Source organism: Mycolicibacterium aromaticivorans JS19b1 = JCM 16368 (assembly GCF_000559085.1).
Taxonomy (GTDB): Bacteria; Actinomycetota; Actinomycetes; order Mycobacteriales; family Mycobacteriaceae; genus Mycobacterium; species Mycobacterium aromaticivorans.
In genome coordinates this window covers 3,445,571-3,469,390 of sequence record NZ_JALN02000001.1, presented here as the reverse complement: position 1 = coordinate 3,469,390, position 23,820 = coordinate 3,445,571, and the positions used below count along the sequence as shown (strand labels likewise).

Here is a 23,820-nt window from a genome sequence, read left to right as displayed (position 1 = left end):
GCAGATGCTAGCCGCGCAGGCGTCCTATCCGGACGGGTCCGCGCCATTCAACGTCTGGATCGAGCACCGCACCCTTCTGCGTGATGACGACGTCGCCGGTCCTCGCCAGCTCGCGGGCGAGTTCGCGGGTCGCGTTCATCAGCTCACGCCAGTGCTCAGCATCGACGGCGCGGGCGGCGTCGGACGGGCAGATCGTGCGCGGGGCACGCTCGGCTGTCATCGTCAGGATCGCGGCGCGCAGCCGACCGCGCACGTCCGTCATCGTGGCTGCCTTCCTTCCGCGTGACTGTCATTGCCGAGATCCCATCGCTGATGGAGCGCCTCGTCGACCTGGCTCATGAGCCGCTCCAGCCCGCTGCGTCCAGAAGATTCGAATTGCTGTGCCGCGATGCTGAGGCGCAGCCGCTGGCATCGATCCGCGATCGCCAGCCGGTGCTCCGGCTGGCGCACCACCCAGGCAAGGTCTCGCAGCAGCATCAGAAGGCTGCCCATGACCAGCGGATCACGCTCGCCGTAGATCTGCGGCTGGGTGCAGACCATGTCGAGCAGTTCGGGCAAGTCCGGGCGGGTCAGCACCACTCGGGCGACGTCGTCCTCATCGCGCAGAATCCGCGGGCCGAGTCGGTAACCGGCCAACTCACACAGCACCGCAGTGCAGGACTGCAAGGCATGGACAGCGGTGGTGGGGTCGTTGATGCCGGGTGACAATGCCCGAACCGCGACGTCGGTCAGCTGGCGCAACCCGTAACCGACATCCTGAGTTGCGGTGCGTTCGACACCGGTGTGCAGGGCGCCCGCCACGCGCTCGCGCAGTGAGTCCAGGCCGTCTCCGTCGAGCTCACTGGAGGGGCCGGCAGCCCAGCACAAGGCGACCGGCACATTCGCCACGATGCTGCTGCCCACCGGACGATCGACCAACACCACAGCATCGGCGTCAACCGCGGCTGCGACCAACGCGGCCTCGCCGACCTGGGTGAGGAAGCCCGATGACCGTGCGGCGATGATGTGCGTCCGCGTGCGCGGCAGCGGCGGGACGAACGCGGGCTCGTCGCCCAGAGGTGCCGCCGTGCGGCAGACCGTGTCGATGACGTCTCTCGAGACGTGATCGAGCATCGTCTCGATCCTGATCTGCCGTACCAGATGTCCGAGAAACAGCACCAAGCCCAGCACGCTGGCCATCGCCAACAGGTAAGCAACGGTGACCGAAATGCGTGGGACGAACGAGGCGGACCCGTCGACAGCATTGCGGATCGTCCGCAGGACGGTGAGCGCGTAGGCGAAGGTCGCAAGAAAGAGCGCGAGGGTGCGCTGCACAAATCGGTCGGAAGCGAAGGTCCGCAGGAGCCGCGGGGAGTATTGACTGCTGGCCAACTGCAACGTCACCAGCGTCAACGAGAACGTCAGCGACGTAACGGTCATCAACGACGTCGCGATGGCGGCCAACACCTCTCGCGCGCCGTCAGCGCCTCCGCCGAACAGATAGCCCGCCAACGTCACGGGCATGCGCGCGTCGAGTGCGGTGTCCAGCTGCGGAAGTGCAACCCCGAGGGCAACGGCGGCGATCACACCGATCGCCGGTACCGGCCAGAGCCGGCTGCGGACCGTATCGACGAAGACCGCCTGGCGCTGCCGAGCCCCCTGAAACATCGTGAACACGCCATGTCCTCTCGCGGACCGTCAGGTACGGATCGCCTGGGCCTGGTTCACCGGTTTGCGCATGCGTCAAACAAAGAGTGGTCGTCGACCTTGGGGAACACCCTTCCTTCCGAACTGGAACACGTTCTAATGTGGACCGCATGAGTGACGAGCTGCTTCGCCATCCCCTGCATTCTGGCCACCTGACCGTCGGAGCGCTGAAGCGCAACAAGAACAAGCCGGTGCTGCATCTGGGTGACACCACCCTGACCGGAGGCGAACTCGCGGACCGCATCAGCCAGTACATTCAGGCGTTCGAGGCGCTCGGCGCCGGAAGCGGGGCGACCGCGGGGCTGTTGTCGCTCAACCGGCCGGAGGTGCTGATGATCATCGGCGCCGGCCAGACCCAAGGTTATCGCCGGGTGGCACTACACCCTCTCGGCTCACTCGACGACCACGCCTACGTGCTCAACGACGCCGGGGTGACTTCGCTGATCATCGACCCCAACCCGATGTTCATCGAGCGGGCGCAGGGCTTGCTGGAGAAGGTGCCCGCCCTCAAGCAGGTGCTGACGCTGGGCCCGGTGCCGGAAGCCCTGGGTGATTCCGCGGTGGACCTGATCGCCGAGGCCGCCAAGTACACGCCGAAGCCGTTGGTGGCGGCCGACCTTCCGCCCGACCACGTCGGCGGCATGGCCTACACCGGCGGCACCACCGGTAAGCCGAAGGGCGTGCTGGGCACCGCACAGTCGATCACCACGATGACGACGGTTCAGCTCGCCGAGTGGGAGTGGCCGGAGAACCCGCGGTTCCTGATGTGCACGCCGCTATCACATGCCGGCGCCGCGTTCTTCGTGCCGACCGTGGTCAAGGGCGGCGAGCTGGTAGTGCTGACCAAGTTCGACCCGGCCGAGGTGCTGCGGGTGATCGAGGAGCAGAAGATCACCGCCACCATGCTGGTGCCGTCGATGATCTACGCGCTGATGGATCACCCCGATTCGCACACCCGCGACCTGTCGTCGCTGGAGACGGTGTACTACGGCGCCTCGGCGATGAACCCGGTGCGCCTGGCCGAGGCGATCCGCCGCTTCGGCCCGATCTTCGCGCAGTACTACGGACAGTCCGAAGCCCCGATGGTGATCTCCTACCTCGGCAAGAAGGACCACGACGAGAAGCGGCTGACCTCCTGCGGGCGGCCCACCCTGTTCGCGCGCACCGCACTGCTCGACGCCGACGGCAACGAGGTGCCGCAGGGCGAAGTCGGCGAGATCTGCGTGTCCGGGCCGCTGCTGTCCGGCGGGTACCACAACCTGCCGGAGGAGACGGCCAAGACGTTCAAGGACGGCTGGCTGCACACCGGCGACATGGCGCGCGAGGACGAGGACGGCTACTGGTTCATCGTCGACCGGGTCAAGGACATGATCGTGACCGGCGGCTTCAACGTGTTCCCGCGCGAGGTGGAGGACGTCGTCGCCGAACATCCCGCGGTTGCGCAGGTCTGCGTGATCGGCACCCCCGACGAGAAGTGGGGCGAGGCCGTCACCGCGGTGATCGTGCTGCGCCCGGATCATCCCTCCGACGATGACGCGGTGGCGACGCTGACCGCCGAGATCCAGGCGTCGGTCAAGGACCGCAAGGGTTCGGTGCAGTCGCCCAAGCAGGTGATCATCGTCGACTCGGTGCCGGTGACCGCGCTGGGCAAGCCGGACAAGAAGGCCGTGCGGGCGCAGTTCTGGGAAGGGTCATCGCGCGCCGTCGGTTAGGTCCGCGGCGCATACTGGGCTGATGCTGTCCCGCGTCATCCCGCTCGAGTACCTCAAAGAGCGCGACGTGATGTTCTGGCTGCCACCGGGCGGCCAGGACAACGACGTGTGGGCCGACACCTGGGTCATCTTGGCCGACCTCGAATCCGCCCACGCGGCAGCGGTTCTCGCGCTGCTACACGACGCGGACATCGGCGGATACGTGGCCAGGCCGAGCGGCTTGAAGGGCGCACCAGCACACGGCGTCCAGCTCTACGTGGACCGTGAGCAGATCCATCGGGCCACCGATGTGGTGATGCAGTTCCTGCGCGGCAAAGAGCAGCCGATCATGCCGCGTGCAGAACGAATCGCTCCGAGGATCCGCGGCAGGATCAAGGCCCCTGCCGTGCCCCGCTCGGTCTCGGTGGCGCTGCAGATCGCATTCATGGCAGCGCTGATCGCGCTGGGTATGGTGTTCGCGTACTACCGCGGCGCGTCGATGTTGGAGCACCGATTTCATTACCCCGCGCCGACCTCCGGTGTGCCTGGCTCGGCCAACCCCACCTGGACCAATCCCGGGCCCTGAGCGGCGCTACTCCCCCGCACTGGCAGCATGGGGCCATGCCTGTGCACGCTGTGCTGTTCGACTTCTCCGGCACCCTGTTTCGTCTCGAGGAGGACGACCGTTGGTTCGCGGGGATGGAGCTGATCGACGAGGACGGCCGGCGTGCCGTCGATGAGCACGCGCAAGCCGAGTTGATGGAGCGTCTCACCCACCCCACCGGCGGCTCGGTGACGAGAACGGAAGAGGCGCAGCGAGCCTGGGTCAACCGTGACCTCGCCCCCGCTCTGCACCGGGAGGCCTACCTGCACGCGCTGACCGACGCCGGCCTTGCGGCCGACCACGCCGAAACGCTCTATCAGCGGGCCGTCGACCCTGCGTCGTGGTTGCCCTACCCCGACACCGTCGAGGTGTTGCGATCGCTTCGGACGCAGGGCCTGCGCACCGGCATCGTGTCCAACATCGCCTTCGACATCCGGCCCGCGTTCCGCACCGCCGGCGCGGACGCCGACGAGTTCGTGCTGTCCTTCGAAGTCGGTGCGGTCAAACCCGATCCGCGGATCTTCGAGATCGCACTGCAGAGACTCGGCGTAGCGGGCGACGAGGCGCTGATGGTCGGTGACAGCGAGGAGAACGACGGCGCCGCGCGCCAGCTCGGCTGCGACTTCATCCTGGTCGATCCGCTGCCGGTCGCCGAGCGCCCGAGCATGCTCCTCGATGCGATGCGCGAACGAGGCATCAGCTCGTGACCGCGGCGCCGGCCAGGGAGTCGAGTCCGCTCAGCATCCGGTCCATTTCGTCGCGCTGACGTTGCAGCTTGCGCATTCGGTGTCGAATCGACTTCACCCCGCAGGTGCTGCCGGCCCGGCGCCGAGCGGCCAACCGCCGCGCATCGTCAGCCAATCGAGCATCCACTTCGGCCCGGCGCTCGGCGAGGATGCGCCGGAAATGCTCCGCCTGCCGACTATCGCCGGCTGACGTGCTCGTCAAATGTGACATATGATTCGATCGCGCCTGGTGGGGCTGGTGTTACAACCGTCTCAGCCCTTCGACCGCGCCGAAATCGGTTGGCGTACCTTTTGGGCATGGCCGACTCCGAGCGCATCAGGCCGCCCTGGTGGCTCAAGCCCATGAACAAGATCTTCATGGCGGCGATGCGTCTGGGCCTGACCTCCTTCGGCGGCGAATCGCCGATCGTGCTGACCGTTCCCGGTCGCACATCGGGCAAGCCGCGCTCGACTCCGATCACCCCGTTCACCGTCGACGGCAAGCGCTACGTGGTGGGCGGCTTCCCCGGCGCGGACTGGGTGCGCAACGCCCGCGCCGCCGGCGTCGTCACCCTGACCACGGGCCGGCGCAGCGAAGCGGTGCGCATCGTCGAGCTGCCCGCCGAGGAGGCACGCCCTCTGCTGCGGGCGTTCCCCGTCCTCGTTCCCACCGGGGTCAGCTTCATGAAGAACGCCGGGCTGGTCACCGAGGGCAAGCCCGAAGAGTTCGAGGCGCTGGCCGGCCGCTGTGCGGTTTTCCGATTCGATCCCCTGAGCAATGGAGTTCACAACCCTTGACTGACAATCCTTTTGACCCGTCACAGTGGCGAGCCATCGACGGCTTCGAGGACCTCACCGATATCACTTACCACCGCCACGTCTCCGACGGCACGGTGCGGGTGGCGTTCGACCGCCCCGACGTTCGCAACGCATTTCGGCCGCACACCGTCGACGAGCTGTACCGCGCGCTCGACCATGCCCGGATGTCGCCGGACGTCGGCGTGGTGCTGCTGACAGGCAACGGGCCGTCAGCCAAGGACGGCGGCTGGGCGTTCTGCTCGGGCGGCGACCAACGCATCCGGGGCCGAAGCGGATACCAGTACGCCGAAGGAGAAACCGCCGAGTCCGTCGATCCGGCGCGTGCGGGACGACTACACATCCTGGAGGTCCAGCGGCTGATCCGGTTCATGCCGAAGGTGGTCATCTGCTTGGTCAACGGCTGGGCGGCCGGCGGTGGCCACAGCTTGCACGTGGTGTGCGATCTGACGTTGGCCAGCCGCGAGCACGCCCGGTTCAAGCAGACCGACGCCGACGTCGGCAGCTTCGACGGCGGGTACGGCAGCGCTTATCTGGCACGGCAGGTCGGCCAGAAGTTCGCCCGGGAGATCTTCTTCCTCGGCCGGCCCTACACCGCCGAGCAGATGCATAACATGGGCGCTGTCAACGAGGTGGTCGACCACGCCGAGCTGGAGAACGTGGGCGTGCAGTGGGCCAAGGAGATCAACGGCAAATCGCCACAGGCCCAACGCATGCTGAAGTTCGCCTTCAACCTGCTCGACGACGGATTGGTGGGCCAGCAACTGTTCGCCGGAGAAGCCACCCGGCTGGCCTACATGACCGACGAGGCCGTCGAGGGCCGGGATGCGTTCCTGGAAAAGCGCGATCCCGATTGGACTCCGTTCCCCCGCTACTTCTAGGGAATCCAATTGGCGCCGGGTTCGCCTCAGAGCAAATGATTCCGAACGCGACTATCCAGAAAAACCACAGCGCGTTTCTCACGCGAACGCGCCGCGCCTAGCTACCATCACCTGAGTTGCGCGCGCTGGCGTGCCGGGTCAAGGGGGCGTTATGGCGGCAGCACGTGTGGTCGGACAGCTCGGGACGCTCGCGTTCGGCGTCGGCGTCGGATTCCTGATCGCGATGGGGTGCGGCGGCGCTGTCGCGTCGGCGTCCCCCGGCGGTACCGGCCACTCCGCGGCCGGCTCTGCCAACTCGTCGCATCCCGCGTCGCCGGGGCGCAGCCACGTCACCGTGCTGAACACTCCCAAAACTGCTGCTGCACAACAGACCTCATCGATCAGCACGGTACCGACGAGCGCTTCGATGACGTTGGCCACCGCCAAGTCCACTCCCGCGGCGCCGCACCTGCCCACCCCCGTCGAAGTGCAGAACACAGTCGAGGGCGCCGTGCAGAACGCCCGTCGAGATCTTGTCGCCCTGGAGCAGCGCGTCGAGACCGAGGTCAAGCGCGATGTCGCGGGTCTGAGCCGCGCGCTCGGTGTCACGCCGGCCAAGCCGAAGTTCTACGGCAACCTGGACAACGCCAAGTACTGGGCCGAGCAGAACGCCCAGAACTGCGTTCTGATGGCGAGCGCCTCGGTGGTCGGGCAGCTCACCGGGACCATGCCGACCGAACAGCAGATCGCCGACCAAGCGACCAGCACCCAGAGCGTCGTCAACCCCAGCAGGAAGATGTACCTGGGTTTGAACACCCAGGATCGCGTCGCGATCGGTGATGCCGAGGCACTGATGAAGCAGTACTACGGGGTCGACTCGACCACCACGCGCTACAACAGGAGCCAGGGGGCCACCGCGCTTCGCAACGTCGAAGCAGCCCTCAAGGCCGGCGAGGCCGTGATGGTCGGCGTGGACGGCGACACGATCTACACCGCACTCAAGAGCAACGCGACCCCCGAAGCCATCGCCGAACAAGCAGATCACGAGGTCTCGATCATCGGGTACAACGCCACCACCCGGACCGTCTACATCAATGACAGTGGCGTCTCGAACGGCGCCGGGATGGCGGTGCCGCTGAAGGTCTTCATCAAGGCATGGGCGGCGGACGACTTCGAGACCACATCCGCGGTGCTGGCCCAGGCGTCGAGCGCGGCGATCGCGGCCTGAAGTTCGGCGCGATAACCGCGGCAGACCACCGGAAACCGCACCCGATCTGCCGCACATAGACCACATAGACTCAGCAGCCGTGAATCCACTGCGCAGAATCACCGAGGCCATCGCGCTGACCGGTATGCGCCCACCACTGAGCCTGCCGACCGGCATCACTGTCGACCTGCGCGGCAAGCGGGTGCTGATCACCGGCGCCTCCTCGGGCATCGGTGCCGCCGGCGCCGAACAATTCGCCGCCGAAGGGTGCGAGGTCATTGTGGTTGCCCGCCGCGAAGACCTGCTCGCCGCGGTCGTCGACCGCATCACCGACGCCGGCGGGGCCGCGACCGCGATCTCGTGCGACCTGTCCGACCTCGACGCCGTGGACGCGCTGGCACAGCAGGTCGGCGCGGTAGACATCCTGGTCAACAACGCGGGCCGCTCGATCCGCAGGCCGTTGGCCGAATCGCTGGACCGCTGGCATGACGTCGAGCGCACCATGCGGCTGAACTACTTCTCGCCGCTGCGCCTCATCCGCGGGCTGGCGCCGGCCATGTTGGAGCGCGGCGACGGGCACATCATCAACGTCGCCACCTGGGGCGTCTTCAGCGAAGCGTCTCCCCTGTTCGGGGTGTACAACGCGTCGAAGTCCGCGCTCAGCGCGGTCAGCCGCGTCATCGAAACCGAATGGTCCGGCCAGGGCGTGCATTCCACGACGCTCTACTACCCGCTGGTGGCCACCCCGATGATCGCCCCGACCAAGGAATACGACGGGCTGCCCGCGCTGACTCCGGACGAGGCCGGCCAATGGATGATCGAGGCGGCGCGGCACCGCCCGGTGCGGATCGCGCCGCGCATGGCCGTCACCGCCCGTGCGCTCGACGTCGTCGCACCCGGCGCGATGAACCGGGCGATGAAGCGTCAGCGCCTGCAGCCCAACTGAGGTAGACACGACGGAATGGAGATCCTTGCGAGCCGGATGCTGCTTCGGCCGGCGAATTACGAACGCTCACTGGACTTCTACCGCGACGCACTCGGACTGGCCATCGCGCGCGAATACGGCGGCGGGACAGTGTTCTATGCCGGGCAGTCGCTGATCGAACTCGCCGGCCATGGCGCCCCCGCGAACGCGGAGGGCCCGTTCCACGCCTCGTTGTGGCTGCAGGTGCGCGACCTCTACGCCACTCAGCAGGAGTTGACGTCCCGCGGTGTCGAGATCGCCCGCGAAGCCCGGCGTGAACCGTGGGGCCTACACGAGATGCACGTCAACGACCCGGACGGGATCACCTTGATCTTCGTGCAGATCCCCGAGGACCACCCGCTGCGGCGCGACAGCCGAGGCTAGTGCGTTTCGAGCGGCCAGCCGACCGAGGCCAGCCGTGCGGCGACCTGATTCAGCTCTTCGGGATTGGGTTCCTTCTCGATGACCTCGCGGACCGCTTCGCGGATCTGGTCTTCACTGACCGGCGTATCGAAATCCGTTGCGCGCAGGATCGATTGGGCGGCCTGCACAACCTCATCCTCGGCCAGGGACCTCTTGAGCAGGGCTAGAAGCGGGTAATAGTCCTTGGGCGGAACGCCTTCCGGATATCCCTTGTGCAACCAGCCGAGAACGCTGTCGAGAAACGCTGGGGGCTGCTGATCCAGAGTCATCGCGACATCACTTCTTGAGCATCGGGAAGAGGTCGATCCCGAAGTGGTGGATGACCGTAGCCCGGGTGATCCAGGCGACCGCCGTCACGATCACCAGGCCGACGAAGAGGAACAGCACGATCCCCAGGTACTTCAGCGCCGGGTTCGGCTTGTGGATCACATGGTCGGCTTCCTCGCCGCCGGCGCCGAACGAGTACGCGAGCATCCCCCCTGCGAAGATCGCCGGTAAGCCGGCACCGAGGATCAGCCCCACGATGAGCACTTTGAAGATCGCCGCGAAGAAAGTCATTGAACCTGTCCTTAAGTGGTGTTGACGCGGGTCAGACCGTGGCCGTGGGCTCAGCCGGCTTGGCAGCCTTGGCTGCCCGGACCTCGGCGGGCACCACGGAATTGGTGGACGAATCCCAATCGGCGTTGACGTTGCTGTGGTCGACCTTCTGCTGCTGGGCACGCCACCAGATGTAACCGGACAGACCCACCAGGATCAGGAAGATCAGACCGTCACCCATCAGCTGCGAGCCGCTGATGTCCTTGACGAGGTAGGACAGCCAGTAGGACAGGGCTCCGACCAGACCCGCAGCGGGCAGCGTGACCAGCCAGGCCACCACCATGCGACCGGCCACCGCCCAGCGCACCTCGGCTCCCGGCTTGCCGACGCCGCTGCCGAGGATCGAGCCGGTGGCGACGTGCGTGGTGGACAGCGCCATTCCGGCGGCGCTGGAGGTGAGAATGACTGCGGCAGAGGAGGCTTCGGCAGCCAGGCCCTGCGGCGACTCGATCTCGACCAAGCCCTTGCCCAGCGTGCGGATGACCCGCCAGCCGCCGATGTAGGTGCCCAGCCCGATCGCCAGCGCGCAGCTGAAGATGATCCAGATCGGCAGGCCGTCCTTCTTGACATCGCCCGTCAGGTGACCGGTGGTGATGAGCGCCAGGGCGATGACGCCCATGGTCTTCTGCGCGTCATTGGTGCCGTGTGCCAAGGAGACCAGGGACGCGGTCGCGATCTGGCCCCACCGGAAGCCCGTTTCCCGCCGACTCGCGAGGACCTTCCGGGTGATGCGGTAGACGAGCCACGTACCGCAGCCGGCCACCAGTCCGGCGATGATCGGAGAGGCCACCGCGGGAAGCAAGACCTTCTGGGTCACGCCGGACCAGTTCACACCGGCAGAGCCCAGCGCGGCCAGACCCGACCCGATCAATCCGCCGAAGAGCGCATGCGACGAGCTGGACGGGATGCCGAACAGCCAGGTCAGCAGGTTCCAGAGGATCCCGCCGATCAGGCCGGCGAAGATGATCGTCAGCCCCATCGAGGACGAGATGCCGGGTAGCAGATGTCCGGTCTTGCCGTCCTGGACCTTCAGGACCGACGTCGTCACGGTCACGGCCACCTCGACGGAGAGGAAGGCGCCGACCAGATTGAGGACACCGGACAGCAACACCGCCACCTTGGGCTTGAGTGCGCCGGTGGCGATCGAGGTCGCCATCGCGTTGCCGGTGTCGTGGAATCCGTTGGTGAAGTCAAAAGCCAGTGCTGTGCCGATCAACAGCACCAGGATGATCATCTCCGCGCTCATAACTCAGATTGTGGTGGGTGAGGGCACCCTTTGACCAGCGGCCAAAAGTCCTCGAACTGCGCATTTGCGAACGTCCCGCAGCTGTTCATCGTTCGTTAACCTTTCGGCCGTCCTTGGTTGGTCTGCGCCCGAGCATCCCGGGTACTCCGATGCCGCGGCCTGCCCGCGCGGATTAAGATTCGTGAGTCCATTGGGCGTCGATCAGACGCCCCAGCCAGGGAGATGCTGCGGTGACCAACTTCATCACCAAGATCGTGGCCTGGATCAAAGCCGGTTACCCCGACGGAGTTCCGCACCCCGACCAGGTGCCGCTTTTCGCCCTGCTGCGGCGGCGGTTGGGCGACGACGAAGTAATCGCGGTGGCCAACGCACTGCTCGAGCGCGGTGCGTTCGACCACATCGACATCGGGGTACTGATCACCGAGATCACCGATGCGTTGCCCACACCGGAGGACATCGATCGGGTCCGCGACAGGCTGGCGAACTACGGCTGGCCGCTGGACGATCCCCGAGACAGTGAGGACGTCGAATAACCACTCTGCGAGCGCTCGCCATTCCGCCCGGCCCGTCGGCGCAGTCAGTGATGGCCGCGTTGGATGGTGTGCTCGACGGGCGCGACGCGCCCCTGGTGCCTATTCCGGCCGGTGACCTACGTGAAAGCGAGTTGCTGACAAGCTCCCTTCGAGTCGGTGAGGAGATCGACGACGACGTCGCGCTGGTGGTGTCGACATCGGGCACCACCGGCACGCCCAAGGGCGCGATGCTCACCCCTGCGGCGCTGATCGCCAGCGCATCGGCCACCCTGGATCACCTCGGCGGCCCGGGGACCTGGCTGCTGGCGCTTCCGACGCACCACATCGCCGGGATCCAGGTGCTGGTGCGCAGCCTGCAAGCCGGCACGGTGCCGGTCGAGATGGACGTCTCAGCAGGCTTCGATGTCGCCCAATTGCCAACGGCTGTAGCGCAATTGGGATCGGGTCGGCGCTACACCTCGCTGGTCGCCACTCAGCTCGCCAAGGCGCTGCTGGACCCCGACGCCACCGCGGCACTCGCCGAACTCGACGTGGTGCTGCTCGGTGGCGGGCCCGCGCCACGGCCGGTTCTGGACGGTGCGGCGGCAGCCGGAATCACGGTGGTGCGGACTTATGGCTCCAGCGAGACAGCCGGTGGATGCGTATACGACGGCGTTCCGCTGACCGGCGTGACGATCCGGCTGGACGATGGCGCCGAGCCGGGCGAGGGCCGCATCGTGATCGGCGGGCCCACCCTGGCGCTGGGCTATCGCAACCCACCGGACCCCGATCCGTTCGCCGAAGCCGGCTGGTTCCGGACCGATGACCTGGGCACCGTGGACGACGAAGGCCGGTTGCGTGTACTGGGCCGGGTCGACGAGGGCATCAGCACCGGCGGGCTGACGGTGATGCCCGCACCAGTGGAAGCAGTGCTCTCGCAGCACCCGGCGATCGCCGATTGCGCGGTGTTCGGCCTCGACGACGACCGGCTCGGCGAGCGGGTGGCGGCCGCAGTGGTGCTTGTCACTGGGGCCCCCGAACCCAGCCTGGACGACATTCGTGAGTACCTCGCCGAATCGCTCGATCCGACGGCCACACCCCGTGAACTGCACATTCTCGACGAGTTGCCGCGCCGCGGCATCGGCAAGCTCGACCGTCGCGCGCTGCGCGAGCGGTTTGCCAACGGCGGTGACCTACCCGGCGGCTACGGCTGGTGAACAATGGTTTACGCAGCCACATAGAGGGGACAGAACAGTATGGACGAGCTGAAGTTTCTCGACCTGCACGGTGACCAGGTGGCCTATCGCGACGAAGGCCAGGGCGACGTCATCCTGCTGCTGCACGGAATGGCCGGCAGCTCACAGACCTGGCGTCAGATGATGCGCCCGCTGTCGCGCAAATACCGGGTGATCGCTCCGGACCTGCCGGGCCACGGGCGGTCCGACAAGCCGCGCAGTGACTACTCGCTGGGTGCGTTCGCGGTGTTTCTGCGCGACTTGCTCGACGAACTCGGCGTGACACACGCCACCGTCGTGGGGCAGTCACTGGGCGGCGGCATCGCCATGCAATTCGTCTATCAGCACCCCGACTACTGCCGGCGGCTGATCCTGATGAACAGCGGCGGTCTGGGCCCGGACGTCGGATGGACATTACGACTGCTCTCCGCGCCCGGCGCCGAGCTGATCATGCCGATCATCGCGCCGCCGCCGGTGCTCGCCGCAGGCGAGCGGGTGCGGTCGCTGTTCAGCAAGCTCGGCATCAGCTCGCCGCGAGGCGGGGAGATCTGGAACGCCTACAGTTCCTTCGCCGACGCCGAGACGCGGCAGGCGTTCCTGCGCACGCTGCGTTCGGTGGTCGACTATCGCGGGCAGGCCGTCAGCGCCTTGAACCGACTGCACGTCGCCACAATGCCGGTCATGGTCATCTGGGGCGATCAGGACGCCATCATTCCCGTCGAGCACGCGTACTCCGCGCATGAGACACGGCCGGACGTCCGGCTCGAGGTGCTGGCCGGCGTCGGACACTTCCCCCAGGTGGAGCGTCCGATGGAAGTGGTCGACCTGATCGACGACTTCATCGCCACCACGGCGGGCGCCGATATCGAGCAGCCAGCCACCCAGGCGTGACCGGATCCGCCGACCGTTTCGCTGCCGCGCCGGTGGCCAGGCTGGCCACCGTGACGCCGGACGGCCCCCCGCATGTGGTGCCCATCGTGTTCGCGGTGGCCGAGTGCACCATCTACACCGCGGTGGACGGGAAGCCGAAAACCACTCAACGGCTGCGGCGGCTGGCCAACATCGAGGCCAACCCACGGGTGAGCATCCTGGTGGACCACTACGACGACGACTGGTCGCAACTGTGGTGGGTGCGGGCCGACGGCATTGCGGCGATCCACCACGACGATTCGGTATGCGAACGCGGCTATGAACTGTTGCGCGCGAAATATCCGCAGTACCAATACGTTCCGCTGGACGGCCCGGTGATCTCGGTGGACGTCGATCAGTGGTCGGCCTGGGGCGACTGAATCGCATCGGCGTACGCGGCGAGGATGCTGTCCCAGGCTTCCGGCGATTCGAAGGTTGTCTGCATCTCGGCGGCGCGATCGCCAAACCTTTCCAGATGCCCGTGCCGCAGTTCGACTTTCGTGCGGCCCTCCTCGACTTCGGTGAAGGTGACCGCGACGTCGGTCTCGAAGCCGGGGTCGTAGGTCCAGTCGACGTTGAGCTGCCAGGCGAGTACCACCCGGTGCGGCGGGTCCCACTCCAACACCCGGCCCCACGGGCAGTCGACTCCATCTGCGCTCCGCTCGTACCAGCGGCCGCCGGCCTTCGGCTCCATCACCACGGCTTCAAACGGACTTGCGCCGATCGAGTGGCCCGACGGCCAGAATTCGGTCATCCGGCGCGTGAACAGATCGAACGCCGCCGCCGGCGCGAGTGGCACGGTGATCGAGCGGATCACATGCAGATCTGAGCTTGGCTCAGCGGTCATGAGGACGATCCTCCTTGTCGGTGCGCCTCGGCCTCGGCCAGCAGCGCGAAATTGTCGAGGGCCGTCTCCCAGAATCGGTCGAGGTAGGAGCGCACCGCGGCCAGCCCGGCCGGGTTGACCCGATACAGCCGACGGGTTCCGGCGGCCGTCTCCACTACCAGACCGGCTTCCCTGAGCACTCGAAGATGCTGCGAGACAGCCGGTCTCGAGACGGGCAGTTGCTCGGCGAGGACGCCGACGGCGATCGGACCGTCAGCCAGCTTTTCGAAGATCGATCGCCGCGTCCTGTCCCCCAAGGCATCGAGTACGGCGGCAGCTGATCCGGACACATCGGTAAGTTACAACTAACGGTAAGTGAATGTCAACCGTTAGCTGCAACTTACGTTGGTTGGGCTGTCCGTACGCTGGGGTCTTGTGAGCATCGGTCGCAGAGAAGCGGTCGCGGTAACCGTCGGCGTGCTGCTGGTGGTCGCGGCGTTCGTCGTCCCACACCTTCATCTGGGCATCGTCACCCCGCTGATCAACAGCTCCCCCGCGCAGATCAAGAGCTTCGCCGACACCGCGCCGATCTTCGGCTGGTGGAACGCCCACGTCGGCTGGGGCACCGTGCCGGCGATCCTCATCGGTCTGGCTGCCGTGATCTGGGGTGCCACGCTGGCGCGGCGCCTGCCCTGGCGATCGTTGACACTCGCGGTGTGGGCGACGTCGATGCTCTGGGCGTTCTCCCTGGCAATGATCGACGGCTGGCAGCGCGGCTTCGCCGGCCGGCTCACCGCCAAGCACGAATACCTCAATCAGGTTCCGACGATCACCGACATCCCGGTCGCCGTCCGCACGTTCGCCAGCCGGATCCTGGATTTTCAACCCAATTCGTGGATCACTCACGTTTCCGGTCATCCGCCGGGGGCGCTGCTGACGTTCGTCTGGCTTGACCGCATCGGGCTGGGCGGCGGCGCGTGGGCCGGCCTGTGGTGTCTGCTGTTCGGCTCGTCCGCGGCGGCGGCCATCGTGGTCGCGGTGCGGGCACTCAACGGTGAGCAGACGGCACGCCTGGTCGCGCCCTTCGTCTCCGTCGCACCGACCGCGATCTGGATCGCGGTCTCCGCCGACGGCTATTTCGCCGGTGTAGCGGCGTGGGGAATCGCGTTGCTGGCGTTAGCGGTTCGCCGGACGGTGCGCCTGCCGCCACTGGTCGCCGTGGCAGCGGGATTGGTGCTCGGCTGGGCGATCTTCCTCAACTACGGCCTGGCGTTGATGGCCGTGCCCGCGCTCGCGGTACTGATCTGTGCGTCATCGTGGCGTGGTGCGATCCGGGTGCTGATTCCGGCGGCGCTGGGCGCACTGGCGGTAGTCGGCGTGTTTGCGATCGCCGGCTTCTGGTGGTTCGACGGCTACACCCTTGTGCAGCAGCGCTATTGGCAGGGGATCGCACTGAACCGGCCGTTCCAGTATTGGAGTTGGGCCAACCTGGCGTCGGTGGTCTGTGCAATCGGGCTGGGCAGCGTCGCCGGAATCGGCCGCGTCTTCGATATCGCCGCGATCAGACGCCGCTCGGGGCTGCACCTGCTGATCCTCGCCGCCCTGATGGCGATCCTGTTCGCCGACCTGTCGATGCTGTCGAAGGCCGAGACCGAACGGATCTGGCTACCGTTCGAGGTGTGGCTCACCGCCGCCGGTGCCCTGCTGCCGGTCCGGGCCCACCGATGGTGGCTCGGACTCAACGTCATCGGCGCGCTGCTGCTCAACCACTTCATCCTGACCAACTGGTAACACCCGGTCGCCGACGAGGTACAGCAGTGCCGCGCCCCAGACCACGCCCAACGCGATCCAGAACCCGGCCTCGTAGTTGCGGTCGAGCACCGTCAGATTGTCCAGGTGCAGCCCAGGCTTGTCGTAGACCGGAATCGCCAGCAGCACCAGGACCACCGTGAGCAGCGCGGCCACCAGCACCGGCGTCCACCACTTGTGCGGCAGGAGACGCCGCCCGGCGAACCCGAGGGCAACGCACACCGGCGCGAACACCGCGTCGTGCAGCAGCACACCGATCAAGGCCCACACCACGATGCGGATGATGACGTCAGTCGAGTTCTCCGCCACCAGCACCACACCGTAGACGCCGAGCGCCAGCCCGAGCACCACCAGGAAAACCCGCGCCGACGTCATGCCACCACCTCAATTCTGGACAGCCATTTCGTCTGCAGCACACCCGGTCTCGTCGGCGCGATCAGCCGGCACGGATAACCGTGGTCGAGGTCCAGGGTCTGACCGTTGAGCTTCAGCGCGATCAGGGTCTGGGAATCACGGGTGTGCCGCGCGGGCAGCACGGTACGCGAGTACGGGCCCGGCGGTTCGAGCGAGATCATCCGTACATCGGAATCGGCCTTGGCGCCAACGGCTCTGAGTAGATCGGCGAGAACGACACCGGTCCAGTCCGCCGTGGCACTCCAGCCCTCGACGCATGCGATGGGAAGCCGGTGGGTGGTTTGCGGCAGCGCCGCGAGCTGGTCGACAGTCATCGCCGTGACGGCGCCACCGTTGACGATGGTCAGCCGGTAGTCCGGCGAGCGCGCGCTCCCCAGCACCCCGGCGGCGAACGCCGACCGGTTCACCGGCACACCCTGGGGGCCGCCGCCCGACCGCGGGGCCAGCAGGGACACCCGCCGCAGCCACGGAATCGTCTGCCCCGCAGTGACTATCGTCGCTGCACCGACGGCCAGCCAGGTGCCGGCCAGTACCGCGCGCCTGCTGGGACCGACCCGCAGTTCACCGGTCGGCGGCTCCTCCAGAGGTTCACCGAGAGCCCGGCGGATCACCGGCAGTTTCACCCCGATGTGCACCAGGACGGCTCCGGCCGCAACGTAGGCCATCGCGTAATGGCTGGTGGTGAAGAAGAACTTGAACGCATACCACTGCGCGATGTTCATGACGCCGGTGGAGAGCTGAAAGATCATCGACCCAACCAGCACCAGGATCGACGCACGCTCGATCTGCCGGGTCAGGCCGCCGACGATGGGCCGTTCGAACAGCTTGGGGTACACCGACCACAGCTTGACCAGCAGTAGCGGGATCGCAGCGATGCCCGAGATGACGTGCAGGCCCTGGGTCAGCTGATACAGCCAGACCGGGCGCGTCGGCCAGAAAAACCACGGTTGCGGATGCTGGATGAAGTGGCTTATCAATCCCGTGCCGAAGCAGACGGCCACGGCGACACCGAGGGCGACCCCGACCCGAGCCGTCACTGCTGTACCACGCAAGGAAGTGGCCTTCGTGGTGGATCCCATCTGCGGCGTCACGTCAGCGTGAGTGTAGCCACCACACGCCCGCCGATCGGGTGAATCCCGACCAACGTCAACCCGGCTTCTTCGGCCAGCGCGGCCGCGCAGTCCACACCCACCGAGGCCCACTTGAACCAGGGGCCGATGTTGTTCGACGACTCCAACCGCACCCAACTGGTCCGCACCCCGACTGTGCCGGGATCGAACTCGGCCACGCAACGACCGCCGGCGCACAGCAGCTCCGCTGCCCGGCGCAGAACCCGGCGCGGATCACCGGCCAGACCGATGTTCCCGTCGGCCAGCAGCACCGTCTGCCAGCGGCCGGTTCCCGGTAGCGGCTCGAAGACGTCGCGCAGCAACGCCGGTGCACCGCTACGCCGTGCGAGCCGCACCGCCGTCGCCGACTGGTCGACACCCAGGGCAGGAATACCGCGCTGGATCAAATCCGCCACCAAACGTCCTGGACCGCAACCCAAGTCGATCGTCGGCCCGTCGCACAGCGCCACGATGGCCGCGTCGAACGCGCTGTCGGCGTCCTGACCGCCCAGCCAGCTGCGTACCGGAAGCGGGTGCCGGCGGCCGTCGCCGTGGCGCAACCAACATCGTTCGCCGTCGAGGGCGTCGTCGTACAGCTGTCCCAACATTCACAGTCCTCGGGTGGCTTGGGCGAACCGGCTCGACGGCGAGCAGGCAGCGCGGACGGCAGGGATGTCATCGACGGTGTCGACGTCGTGCAGTTCCTCGACGAGGGTCACGGGAATACCGGTGTGCTCCAGCGCGGCAAGCGTTACAGCGCCGGTATCGGACTGCGACATCGGCACATCGCGCAGCCAGCCGGCACTCGCGCCGTCGGACACGCCGAGCACCCACCACCCACCGTCGCGTGCCATTCCGAGTACGGCCTGTGCGTCCATCAGCCGGCGGGCACAGGCGGTGAGAAGCTCGGTGCTGACCTGCGGGGTGTCCATTCCGATCTGCAGCACCGGCTGACGAACCGTCGCGGCGTCGGTGTGCGCATTGGTCAGCCGGTCGGCGAAGCCGTCACCGCGTTGCGGGATCACGGTGAAGTCGGCGAGCCGATCGTGCAACTCAGCGGCGCGGCAGGCGTGGTCCAGGTCGCCGGTCATCGCGACCACCCGAGCCGTGACCGGAGTCGCGGCCACCGCATCGAGGGTGTCCAGCAGCGCGGCGGCAGCGATATCGGCCGCGGCGCGGTCCCCCACCGTCGCGGCCAGTCGGGTCTTGGCGAGCCCGGGTATCGGCGCTTTGGCCACCACCAGCACGGTGACCGGGATCGGTCCCGGGCTCGGCGTCACGAAATGACCTTCCAGAAGTCGACGGCGGCGGTGAAGCTTCCTCGCACCGACCCGCTGACCTTCGATTTACCGCCGACCCGCGGGCCGTAGTCGACGTCGACCTCCACCACCCGCCATCCCGCCGCAGCGGCACGGACCAGTAATTCGAGCGGATACCCCGAACGGCGGTCGACTACGCCGAGTGCCAGCAACGCGTCCCGCTTGGCCACCCGCATCGGCGCGATGTCGTGGACCGGCAGCCGATGCCGGGTCCGCAGCCGCCAGCACACCGCCGCGGTACCCAAACGGGCATGCCAGGGCCATGTCACCCCCGGCAGCGGCCGGCGCCGACCGGTCACCATGTCGGCGCCGCCCTCCAGCGCAGCGGTCAGCCGCGGCAGATCGGCGGGGTCCAGCGAACCGTCACCGTCGAGCACCGCGACGATGGGCGTGGTGGCCGCCAACACCCCGGCGTGAACCGCGGACCCGTAGCCCGGCCGGGCCTCGCGGACCACGTCCGCACCATGCTGCTCAGCGACCTGCGCCGTGCCGTCGGTGCTGTTGTTGTCCACCACCAGAGCGCGATAACCAGCCGGCATGGCTGCCAGCACGGTGGGCAGCGAATCCGCTTCGTTCAGGCAGGGCAGCACCACCGTGACCGGACATACGGGCATAGGAGCCAACCTAGGCGAGCATTGGCGAATCTGCGCGGGAGGTAATGACAAAATCGTGACGTTGGTGCAGGTGAAGGCTGCTGTTGGCTAACCTTTTCCTATGCCCGCACGTGTGCTCATCGCCGACGACGACACGGTCGTCCGTGACGTGGTGCGCCGATACCTCGAGCGCGACGGCCTGGAAGTAGCGGTGGCGGGCGATGGAAGCGAGGCGCTGCGGGTGCTGGGCACCCAGCGAATCGACGTCGCGGTGCTGGACGTGATGATGCCCGGACCCAACGGTCTGTCGCTGTGCCGGAACCTGCGCCAGCACGGCGACTTCAGCGTGCCGGTGATCCTGCTGACCGCGCTCGGCGAGGAAGAGGACCGCATTGCGGGGCTGGAAGCCGGCGCGGACGACTACCTGACCAAGCCGTTCAGCCCGCGCGAGCTGGCGCTGCGGGTGCGTTCGGTGTTGCGGCGCGCACCAGCCCCCGCGGCTGCTCTCCCGCTGGAGATGACCGTCGGTGACCTGACGGTGTCGACAGCGGCACGTGCTGTGCAGATCGACGGCAAGCCGGTGGGGTTGACCAACCGTGAATTCGATCTGCTGCTGTTCTTCCTGACTCACACCGACACCGTCTTCTCCCGCGAGGAGTTGCTGCAGCAGGTGTGGCATTGGGACTTCGGTGACCTGTCCACGGTCACCGTGCACGTCAAGCGCTTGCGGTCCAAGCTCGGCGATCATCACCGCGTACAAACGGTCTGGGGCCGTGGGTACCTGTGGCGCGGTGAAGCCGGCGGCGGTGACCGTGCCACCGCATGATCTCGCCCAGATCTCGGTACTTGCGCTGGCCTGCTCGCTGCCGGTAGTCCTGCTGGGCGCGTTGGTGATCCGGCTGGCCCGGTCCTGGTCGATGACGGTCACGATGGTGGCCTTGGTGTTGATCCCGACGCTGGCGACGCTGACCGGCGTGCTGGGTGCCAGCGGATTCATGATCACCAGCACGTTCGCGCCGATCGCCGTCGTGCTGCTGATCGTGGCGATCGTGACACTGCCCGCGGCGGTGATGCTGGCCCGCTATCAAGCCCGCCGCACGGTGTGGGAACGGGAGATTCACGACGCCGAGCGGATGGCCGAACAGTCCAGGCGCCGGTTGGTGGCGTTCGTCAGCCATGACCTGCGCACCCCACTGGCCGGCATCCGCGCCCTTGCCGAGGCGATCGCCGACGGAGTGGTCAGCGACGACGAGGTGCGAGTGCAGGCCAAACACATTGAACACGAATCGGTTCGGCTCTCCGAGATGGTCGACGACCTGTTCGAGATGTCGAAGATCAACGCCGGAGCGGTCCACGCACCATACGAGAAGGTGGCCCTCGACGAGGTCGTCGACGACGTGATCGCGGCCCATAAGATCGCCGCGGAGCGGGCCGGGGTGCACCTGACCGCGTCGGTTCCGGCCGACCCCGTTCGGGTCATCGGCAGCGATCGCGCGCTGGTGCGGGCGCTGTCCAACCTGGTGGCGAACGCGATTGCGCACACCCCGTCCGGTGGTGCGGTGACCTTGGCGCTCGGCAGCGACGCGAGCGGGGCGTGGGCGCGGGTGGACGACACCGGCGTCGGGATCGACGAGACGGACCTGCCGCGGGTGTTCGACGTCGCCTATCGCGGATCGAATGGCCGTGTGCCGCGCGAGGATTCGTCGCTGCCCAGCGGCTCTGGCCTGGGTCTGGCGATCGCGGCCGGGTTGGTGCAGGCACACCACGGCACGCTGTCGGCGCACAATACCGCGCACGGCGCCCGATTCGAGGTCCGCCTGCCGAAGTCGGAGTGACACCGTCCGGCCCGGCCGGGTTAGGCCGCCCACGCGGAGATCGGTAGCGTGGGACGTCGACAGTCGCCGACCCCTGGAGATCGAGATGTCCGTAGCCCAGCGTGAACGTGCCGCCCTCGTTGCCGCCTTGCGCGACGTCGGACCAGACGCACCGACATTGTGCGAAGGCTGGACAGCCCGAGATCTCGCCGCGCACTTGATGGTTCGCGAGTATCGCGTGGATGCGGCACCCGGCATCCTCATTCCGCTGTTCGCCGGGCACACCGCCAAGGTGCAGGACGCGGTGGCCGGTCAGACGCAATGGGACGCACTGGTGGACAAGGTGGCCGCCGGGCCGCCGCTCTACTCACCGCTGAAGCTGGTCGATTCGGTGGCCAACGTCGCCGAGATGTTCATCCACCATGAGGACATCCGCCGCGCCCAGCCGGATTGGGAGCCGCGGGTGCTCGACGCGGAACTGGCCGGGAAGCTGCGGCGCACGTTGGGAATGATGGCCCGACTCACGCTGGCGAAGATGCCGGCCCGGGTAACCTTGAAGACCCCGGACGGCAAAACCGTGCTGACCGCAGGCCACGGCCCGGCCGTGACGGTGACCGGTGCCGCCGAGGAGCTGCTGCTGTTCGCGACCGGACGGCCGGCCCACGTCGACTTCGCCGGCGACCCCTCCGACGTGCAAGCGGTGAAGGCCGCACCGAAGGGGCTGTAGGTCAGTCGTCGAGTGACCTGCTGAGCCGCTCGGCGGCGGCCAGGTAATCCTCGATGAACTCCAGAACCACCTCGCGGGCCGGCTTGACCTTGTTCATCAGTCCGACGCCCTGGCCGACGAAATAGGTCGCCAACGCCTGAGCACCGGGATGACCGCCCTCGGCAAGCTTGTCGATCCGGCGCAACACCGGCTCGGCGATCATGTTCTGCAGCGGCAGCGGCAGCGGTTGGCGACCGCCCTCATGCGGTGCCCACGCGTCGGTCCAATCCGAAACCAGCTGGCGCGACGGCTTTCCCGTGCGACCGGCCGACCGGACCGTGTCCCGCGACGTCGCGGCCAGGAACTTCTGCACCGTATACGGGGCCGTCTCGGCCTCCTCAGTGGTCAACCACACCGAACCCGTCCACGCGCCGGCGGCACCCAGGGCGACGGACGCGGCCATCTGTCGGCCCGTCACGATCCCGCCCGCAGCCAGCACCGGCACCTCGCGAATCGGCTTGATAGCTTCGATGACCTCGGGGATGAGCACCAGAGTGGTCACCTCACCGCAGTGACCGCCGGCCTCGGTGCCCTGCGCGACGATCAGATCGACGCCCGCCTTGACCTGTTTGATCGCGTGCTCCTTGGCGCCGACGAGCGCGGCGACCGGGATGCCGGTCTGCTTGCCCGCCTCGATCATGTAGTCCGGCGGAACGCCAAGTGCGTTGGCCATCAACTTGATCGGATGACTCAGCGAGACGTCGAGCAGGCTCGCGCCGGTGTCCCCGCTCAGCGACGACGCGGCCATCCGCGGCTGATCGCTGATGTCGATGTCGTGGGCGGCGAGCAGTTCGTTGATGAAGCCGCGGAAGTCTTCGGGGATGCGGTCGGCGAGCTGACCGAACGACAGGTTCTCGCCCTTGCCCTCGAATTTGGCGGGCACGATGATGTCCACGCCGTACGGCTTGCCCTTCACCTGCTCGTCGATCCAGGTGAGCTCCTGGTCGAGTTGATCGGGGGTGTAGGCGGTGCCGCCGAGCACGCCGAAGCCGCCCGCGTTGGTCACCGCGGCTACGACGTCGCGGCAGTGGCTGAAGGCGAACAGGGGGAAGTCGATGCCGAACTGGTCGCAGATCTCAGTCTTCACCGGCCCAGTATGCGCTCGACCCCCGTCCCGACCAACTACCGGGTTGGGAAAGGGGTCGAGCCACTTTTCTGCTCAGGCGGAAGCGAGCGCCTGAGCCGTGAGCAGGGCTTGCGCGACCCCGGACACGATCGACGCCAGCCGAATCGCCTCGAAGATCACCGTCCGGGACACCTCGGCCTTACGAAGCTCGTCCTCGTGCGCGGTCAGGCATTGGGCACACCCGTTGACCGCCGACACGGCCAGCGACCACAGCTCGAAGTCCGCCTTGGCCACGCCCGGGTTGGCGATGATGTTCATCCGCAGACCGGCCCGCAGATCGTCGTACCGACCCTCGAGCTGATACTTGGTGCGGTAGAAGACGTTGTTCATCCCCATGACCGCGGCCGCGCCCAGCGCTGCGTGATACGCCTCCTCGGACAGCACGTCCAGGGCGTCCTCGGTCACCTCACGTAGCAGCCGCTCGGACTTGGTCGCCGCAGCTGTCGCCACGAGCGCGCCCCATAGCTGCTGTTCGGTCAGCTCGGTCGAGCGGACGATGCTGCCCAGGTTGAGCTTGAGATCCTTGGCGTACTCGGGCAACGCCTCTTTGACGGCGTCGATGCTCATGA

General features: G+C 67.2%; 30 protein-coding genes. 16 read left to right on the top strand and 14 right to left on the bottom strand.

The annotated features are described in order from the left end of the window. Positions 1-7: 7 nt before the first annotated feature. Entirely contained in the window at positions 8-262 is a 255-nt protein-coding gene (locus tag Y900_RS16675; RefSeq protein WP_036343278.1) for a DUF3253 domain-containing protein, read from the bottom strand. Continuing rightward, a complete protein-coding gene (locus Y900_RS16670; protein WP_051660412.1) occupies positions 259-1,647 on the bottom strand; it encodes a DUF2254 domain-containing protein in 1,389 nt (462 codons plus the stop codon). The genes Y900_RS16675 and Y900_RS16670 overlap by 4 nt, the downstream gene beginning before the upstream one ends. Positions 1,648-1,796: 149 nt before the next feature. On the opposite strand from Y900_RS16670, the gene fadD8 reads away from it, so the two are divergent. The 3 genes from fadD8 to Y900_RS16655 are packed head-to-tail and all read left to right on the top strand — an operon-like array spanning position 1,797 to position 4,688. Continuing rightward, the gene (gene fadD8, locus Y900_RS16665) at positions 1,797-3,398 is read left to right on the top strand and encodes a fatty-acid--CoA ligase FadD8 (protein WP_036347029.1); all 1,602 of its coding nucleotides are present in this window, start codon (positions 1,797-1,799) and stop codon (positions 3,396-3,398) included. Positions 3,399-3,420: 22 nt separating this feature from the next. After that, positions 3,421-3,963, top strand: coding sequence for a hypothetical protein (locus tag Y900_RS32775; protein ID WP_192827521.1), 543 nt, complete (start codon positions 3,421-3,423; stop codon positions 3,961-3,963). A gap of 35 nt (positions 3,964-3,998) precedes the next feature. Next, positions 3,999-4,688 carry an HAD family hydrolase gene (locus Y900_RS16655; protein WP_036343276.1) on the top strand — a complete coding sequence of 230 codons (690 nt, stop codon included), beginning with the start codon at positions 3,999-4,001 and terminating at the stop codon, positions 4,686-4,688. Here the strand turns inward: Y900_RS16655 and Y900_RS16650 are convergent. Next, positions 4,678-4,929, bottom strand: a complete 252-nt coding sequence (locus Y900_RS16650) for a hypothetical protein (RefSeq protein WP_131536187.1) — start codon at positions 4,927-4,929, stop codon at positions 4,678-4,680. The genes Y900_RS16655 and Y900_RS16650 overlap by 11 nt on opposite strands. 95 nt (positions 4,930-5,024) lie before the next feature. Between Y900_RS16650 and Y900_RS16645 the strand changes: the two genes are divergently transcribed. The 5 genes from Y900_RS16645 (at position 5,025) to Y900_RS16625 (ending at position 8,937) form a co-directional block, all read left to right on the top strand. Next, the gene (locus Y900_RS16645) at positions 5,025-5,504 is read left to right on the top strand and encodes a nitroreductase/quinone reductase family protein (RefSeq protein ID WP_036343272.1); all 480 of its coding nucleotides are present in this window, start codon (positions 5,025-5,027) and stop codon (positions 5,502-5,504) included. Beyond that, entirely contained in the window at positions 5,501-6,403 is a 903-nt protein-coding gene (locus Y900_RS16640) for a 1,4-dihydroxy-2-naphthoyl-CoA synthase (RefSeq protein WP_036343270.1), read from the top strand. The genes Y900_RS16645 and Y900_RS16640 overlap by 4 nt, the downstream gene beginning before the upstream one ends. A 151-nt stretch (positions 6,404-6,554) precedes the next feature. Beyond that, positions 6,555-7,610, top strand: a complete 1,056-nt coding sequence (locus Y900_RS30330) for a C39 family peptidase (protein ID WP_051660109.1) — start codon at positions 6,555-6,557, stop codon at positions 7,608-7,610. A gap of 79 nt (positions 7,611-7,689) precedes the next feature. Continuing rightward, complete coding sequence (locus Y900_RS16630) at positions 7,690-8,535, top strand: SDR family oxidoreductase (protein WP_272945555.1); 846 nt, start codon at positions 7,690-7,692, stop codon at positions 8,533-8,535. Between the two features lie 15 nt (positions 8,536-8,550). Further along, a complete protein-coding gene (locus tag Y900_RS16625; RefSeq protein ID WP_036343266.1) occupies positions 8,551-8,937 on the top strand; it encodes a VOC family protein in 387 nt (128 codons plus the stop codon). Here Y900_RS16625 and Y900_RS16620 read toward each other — a convergent pair. The 3 genes from Y900_RS16620 to Y900_RS16610 are packed head-to-tail and all read right to left on the bottom strand — an operon-like array spanning position 8,934 to position 10,819. Continuing rightward, the gene (locus tag Y900_RS16620; RefSeq protein ID WP_036343265.1) at positions 8,934-9,245 is read right to left on the bottom strand and encodes a DUF3349 domain-containing protein; all 312 of its coding nucleotides are present in this window, start codon (positions 9,243-9,245) and stop codon (positions 8,934-8,936) included. The two genes, Y900_RS16625 and Y900_RS16620, sit on opposite strands and share 4 nt — an antisense overlap. A gap of 7 nt (positions 9,246-9,252) precedes the next feature. After that, on the bottom strand, positions 9,253-9,534 hold the full coding sequence (locus Y900_RS16615; RefSeq protein ID WP_036343264.1) for a hypothetical protein: 282 nt from the start codon (positions 9,532-9,534) through the stop codon (positions 9,253-9,255). A gap of 31 nt (positions 9,535-9,565) precedes the next feature. After that, positions 9,566-10,819 carry an inorganic phosphate transporter gene (locus Y900_RS16610; protein WP_036343262.1) on the bottom strand — a complete coding sequence of 418 codons (1,254 nt, stop codon included), beginning with the start codon at positions 10,817-10,819 and terminating at the stop codon, positions 9,566-9,568. A 230-nt stretch (positions 10,820-11,049) separates the two neighbouring features. Here Y900_RS16610 and Y900_RS16605 point away from each other — a divergent pair, with 230 nt between their 5' ends. The 4 genes from Y900_RS16605 to Y900_RS16590 are packed head-to-tail and all read left to right on the top strand — an operon-like array spanning position 11,050 to position 13,855. Continuing rightward, on the top strand, positions 11,050-11,352 hold the full coding sequence (locus Y900_RS16605; protein ID WP_036343260.1) for a DUF3349 domain-containing protein: 303 nt from the start codon (positions 11,050-11,052) through the stop codon (positions 11,350-11,352). 50 nt (positions 11,353-11,402) lie between these two features. Further along, the gene (gene menE, locus Y900_RS16600) at positions 11,403-12,548 is read left to right on the top strand and encodes an o-succinylbenzoate--CoA ligase (protein ID WP_036343258.1); all 1,146 of its coding nucleotides are present in this window, start codon (positions 11,403-11,405) and stop codon (positions 12,546-12,548) included. Positions 12,549-12,587: 39 nt separating this feature from the next. Next, positions 12,588-13,457, top strand: a complete 870-nt coding sequence (locus tag Y900_RS16595) for an alpha/beta fold hydrolase (RefSeq protein WP_036343257.1) — start codon at positions 12,588-12,590, stop codon at positions 13,455-13,457. Further along, on the top strand, positions 13,454-13,855 hold the full coding sequence (locus tag Y900_RS16590) for a TIGR03668 family PPOX class F420-dependent oxidoreductase (RefSeq protein WP_036343256.1): 402 nt from the start codon (positions 13,454-13,456) through the stop codon (positions 13,853-13,855). Before Y900_RS16595 ends, Y900_RS16590 begins: the two co-directional genes overlap by 4 nt. Here the strand turns inward: Y900_RS16590 and Y900_RS16585 are convergent. Together Y900_RS16585 and Y900_RS16580 are read right to left on the bottom strand one after the other, a co-directional pair. Continuing rightward, positions 13,831-14,322, bottom strand: coding sequence for an SRPBCC family protein (locus Y900_RS16585; RefSeq protein ID WP_036343255.1), 492 nt, complete (start codon positions 14,320-14,322; stop codon positions 13,831-13,833). The two genes, Y900_RS16590 and Y900_RS16585, sit on opposite strands and share 25 nt — an antisense overlap. Then, positions 14,319-14,651, bottom strand: coding sequence for an ArsR/SmtB family transcription factor (locus Y900_RS16580; RefSeq protein ID WP_036343254.1), 333 nt, complete (start codon positions 14,649-14,651; stop codon positions 14,319-14,321). Before Y900_RS16580 ends, Y900_RS16585 begins: the two co-directional genes overlap by 4 nt. 85 nt (positions 14,652-14,736) lie before the next feature. Between Y900_RS16580 and Y900_RS16575 the strand changes: the two genes are divergently transcribed. Further along, positions 14,737-16,092 carry a hypothetical protein gene (locus Y900_RS16575; RefSeq protein WP_036343253.1) on the top strand — a complete coding sequence of 452 codons (1,356 nt, stop codon included), beginning with the start codon at positions 14,737-14,739 and terminating at the stop codon, positions 16,090-16,092. Positions 16,093-16,481: 389 nt separating this feature from the next. Here Y900_RS16575 and Y900_RS16570 read toward each other — a convergent pair whose 3' ends face one another. Genes Y900_RS16570 through Y900_RS16555 form a run of 4 tightly spaced genes read right to left on the bottom strand, consistent with a single transcriptional unit; the run spans position 16,482 to position 19,566 of the window. Further along, a complete protein-coding gene (locus Y900_RS16570; RefSeq protein WP_036347023.1) occupies positions 16,482-17,603 on the bottom strand; it encodes a molybdopterin-dependent oxidoreductase in 1,122 nt (373 codons plus the stop codon). Between the two features lie 8 nt (positions 17,604-17,611). Next, positions 17,612-18,241, bottom strand: a complete 630-nt coding sequence (locus tag Y900_RS16565; protein ID WP_036343251.1) for a methyltransferase domain-containing protein — start codon at positions 18,239-18,241, stop codon at positions 17,612-17,614. Continuing rightward, positions 18,242-18,913, bottom strand: coding sequence for a TIGR04282 family arsenosugar biosynthesis glycosyltransferase (locus Y900_RS16560; RefSeq protein WP_081845136.1), 672 nt, complete (start codon positions 18,911-18,913; stop codon positions 18,242-18,244). After that, positions 18,910-19,566, bottom strand: a complete 657-nt coding sequence (locus Y900_RS16555; protein ID WP_036343250.1) for a glycosyltransferase family 2 protein — start codon at positions 19,564-19,566, stop codon at positions 18,910-18,912. The genes Y900_RS16560 and Y900_RS16555 overlap by 4 nt, the downstream gene beginning before the upstream one ends. 100 nt (positions 19,567-19,666) lie before the next feature. Here Y900_RS16555 and Y900_RS16550 point away from each other — a divergent pair, with 100 nt between their 5' ends. From Y900_RS16550 to Y900_RS16540, 3 genes are all read left to right on the top strand, one after another. After that, a complete protein-coding gene (locus tag Y900_RS16550) occupies positions 19,667-20,371 on the top strand; it encodes a response regulator transcription factor (protein ID WP_036343249.1) in 705 nt (234 codons plus the stop codon). Beyond that, positions 20,358-21,380 (top strand): sensor histidine kinase, encoded by a 1,023-nt coding sequence (locus Y900_RS16545; RefSeq protein ID WP_036347016.1) that lies wholly within the window; start codon positions 20,358-20,360, stop codon positions 21,378-21,380. The genes Y900_RS16550 and Y900_RS16545 overlap by 14 nt, the downstream gene beginning before the upstream one ends. Before the next feature lie 85 nt (positions 21,381-21,465). Then, positions 21,466-22,086: a TIGR03085 family metal-binding protein gene (locus Y900_RS16540; RefSeq protein ID WP_036343248.1), complete on the top strand. Its 621-nt coding sequence runs from the start codon at positions 21,466-21,468 to the stop codon at positions 22,084-22,086. A gap of 1 nt (position 22,087) precedes the next feature. On the opposite strand, the gene Y900_RS16535 is transcribed toward Y900_RS16540, so the two are convergent. Together Y900_RS16535 and ahpD are read right to left on the bottom strand one after the other, a co-directional pair. Then, complete coding sequence (locus tag Y900_RS16535; protein WP_036343247.1) at positions 22,088-23,212, bottom strand: NAD(P)H-dependent flavin oxidoreductase; 1,125 nt, start codon at positions 23,210-23,212, stop codon at positions 22,088-22,090. Between the two features lie 72 nt (positions 23,213-23,284). Continuing rightward, positions 23,285-23,818 (bottom strand): alkyl hydroperoxide reductase AhpD, encoded by a 534-nt coding sequence (ahpD, locus tag Y900_RS16530; protein WP_036343246.1) that lies wholly within the window; start codon positions 23,816-23,818, stop codon positions 23,285-23,287. Between the last annotated feature and the right edge of the window lie 2 nt (positions 23,819-23,820).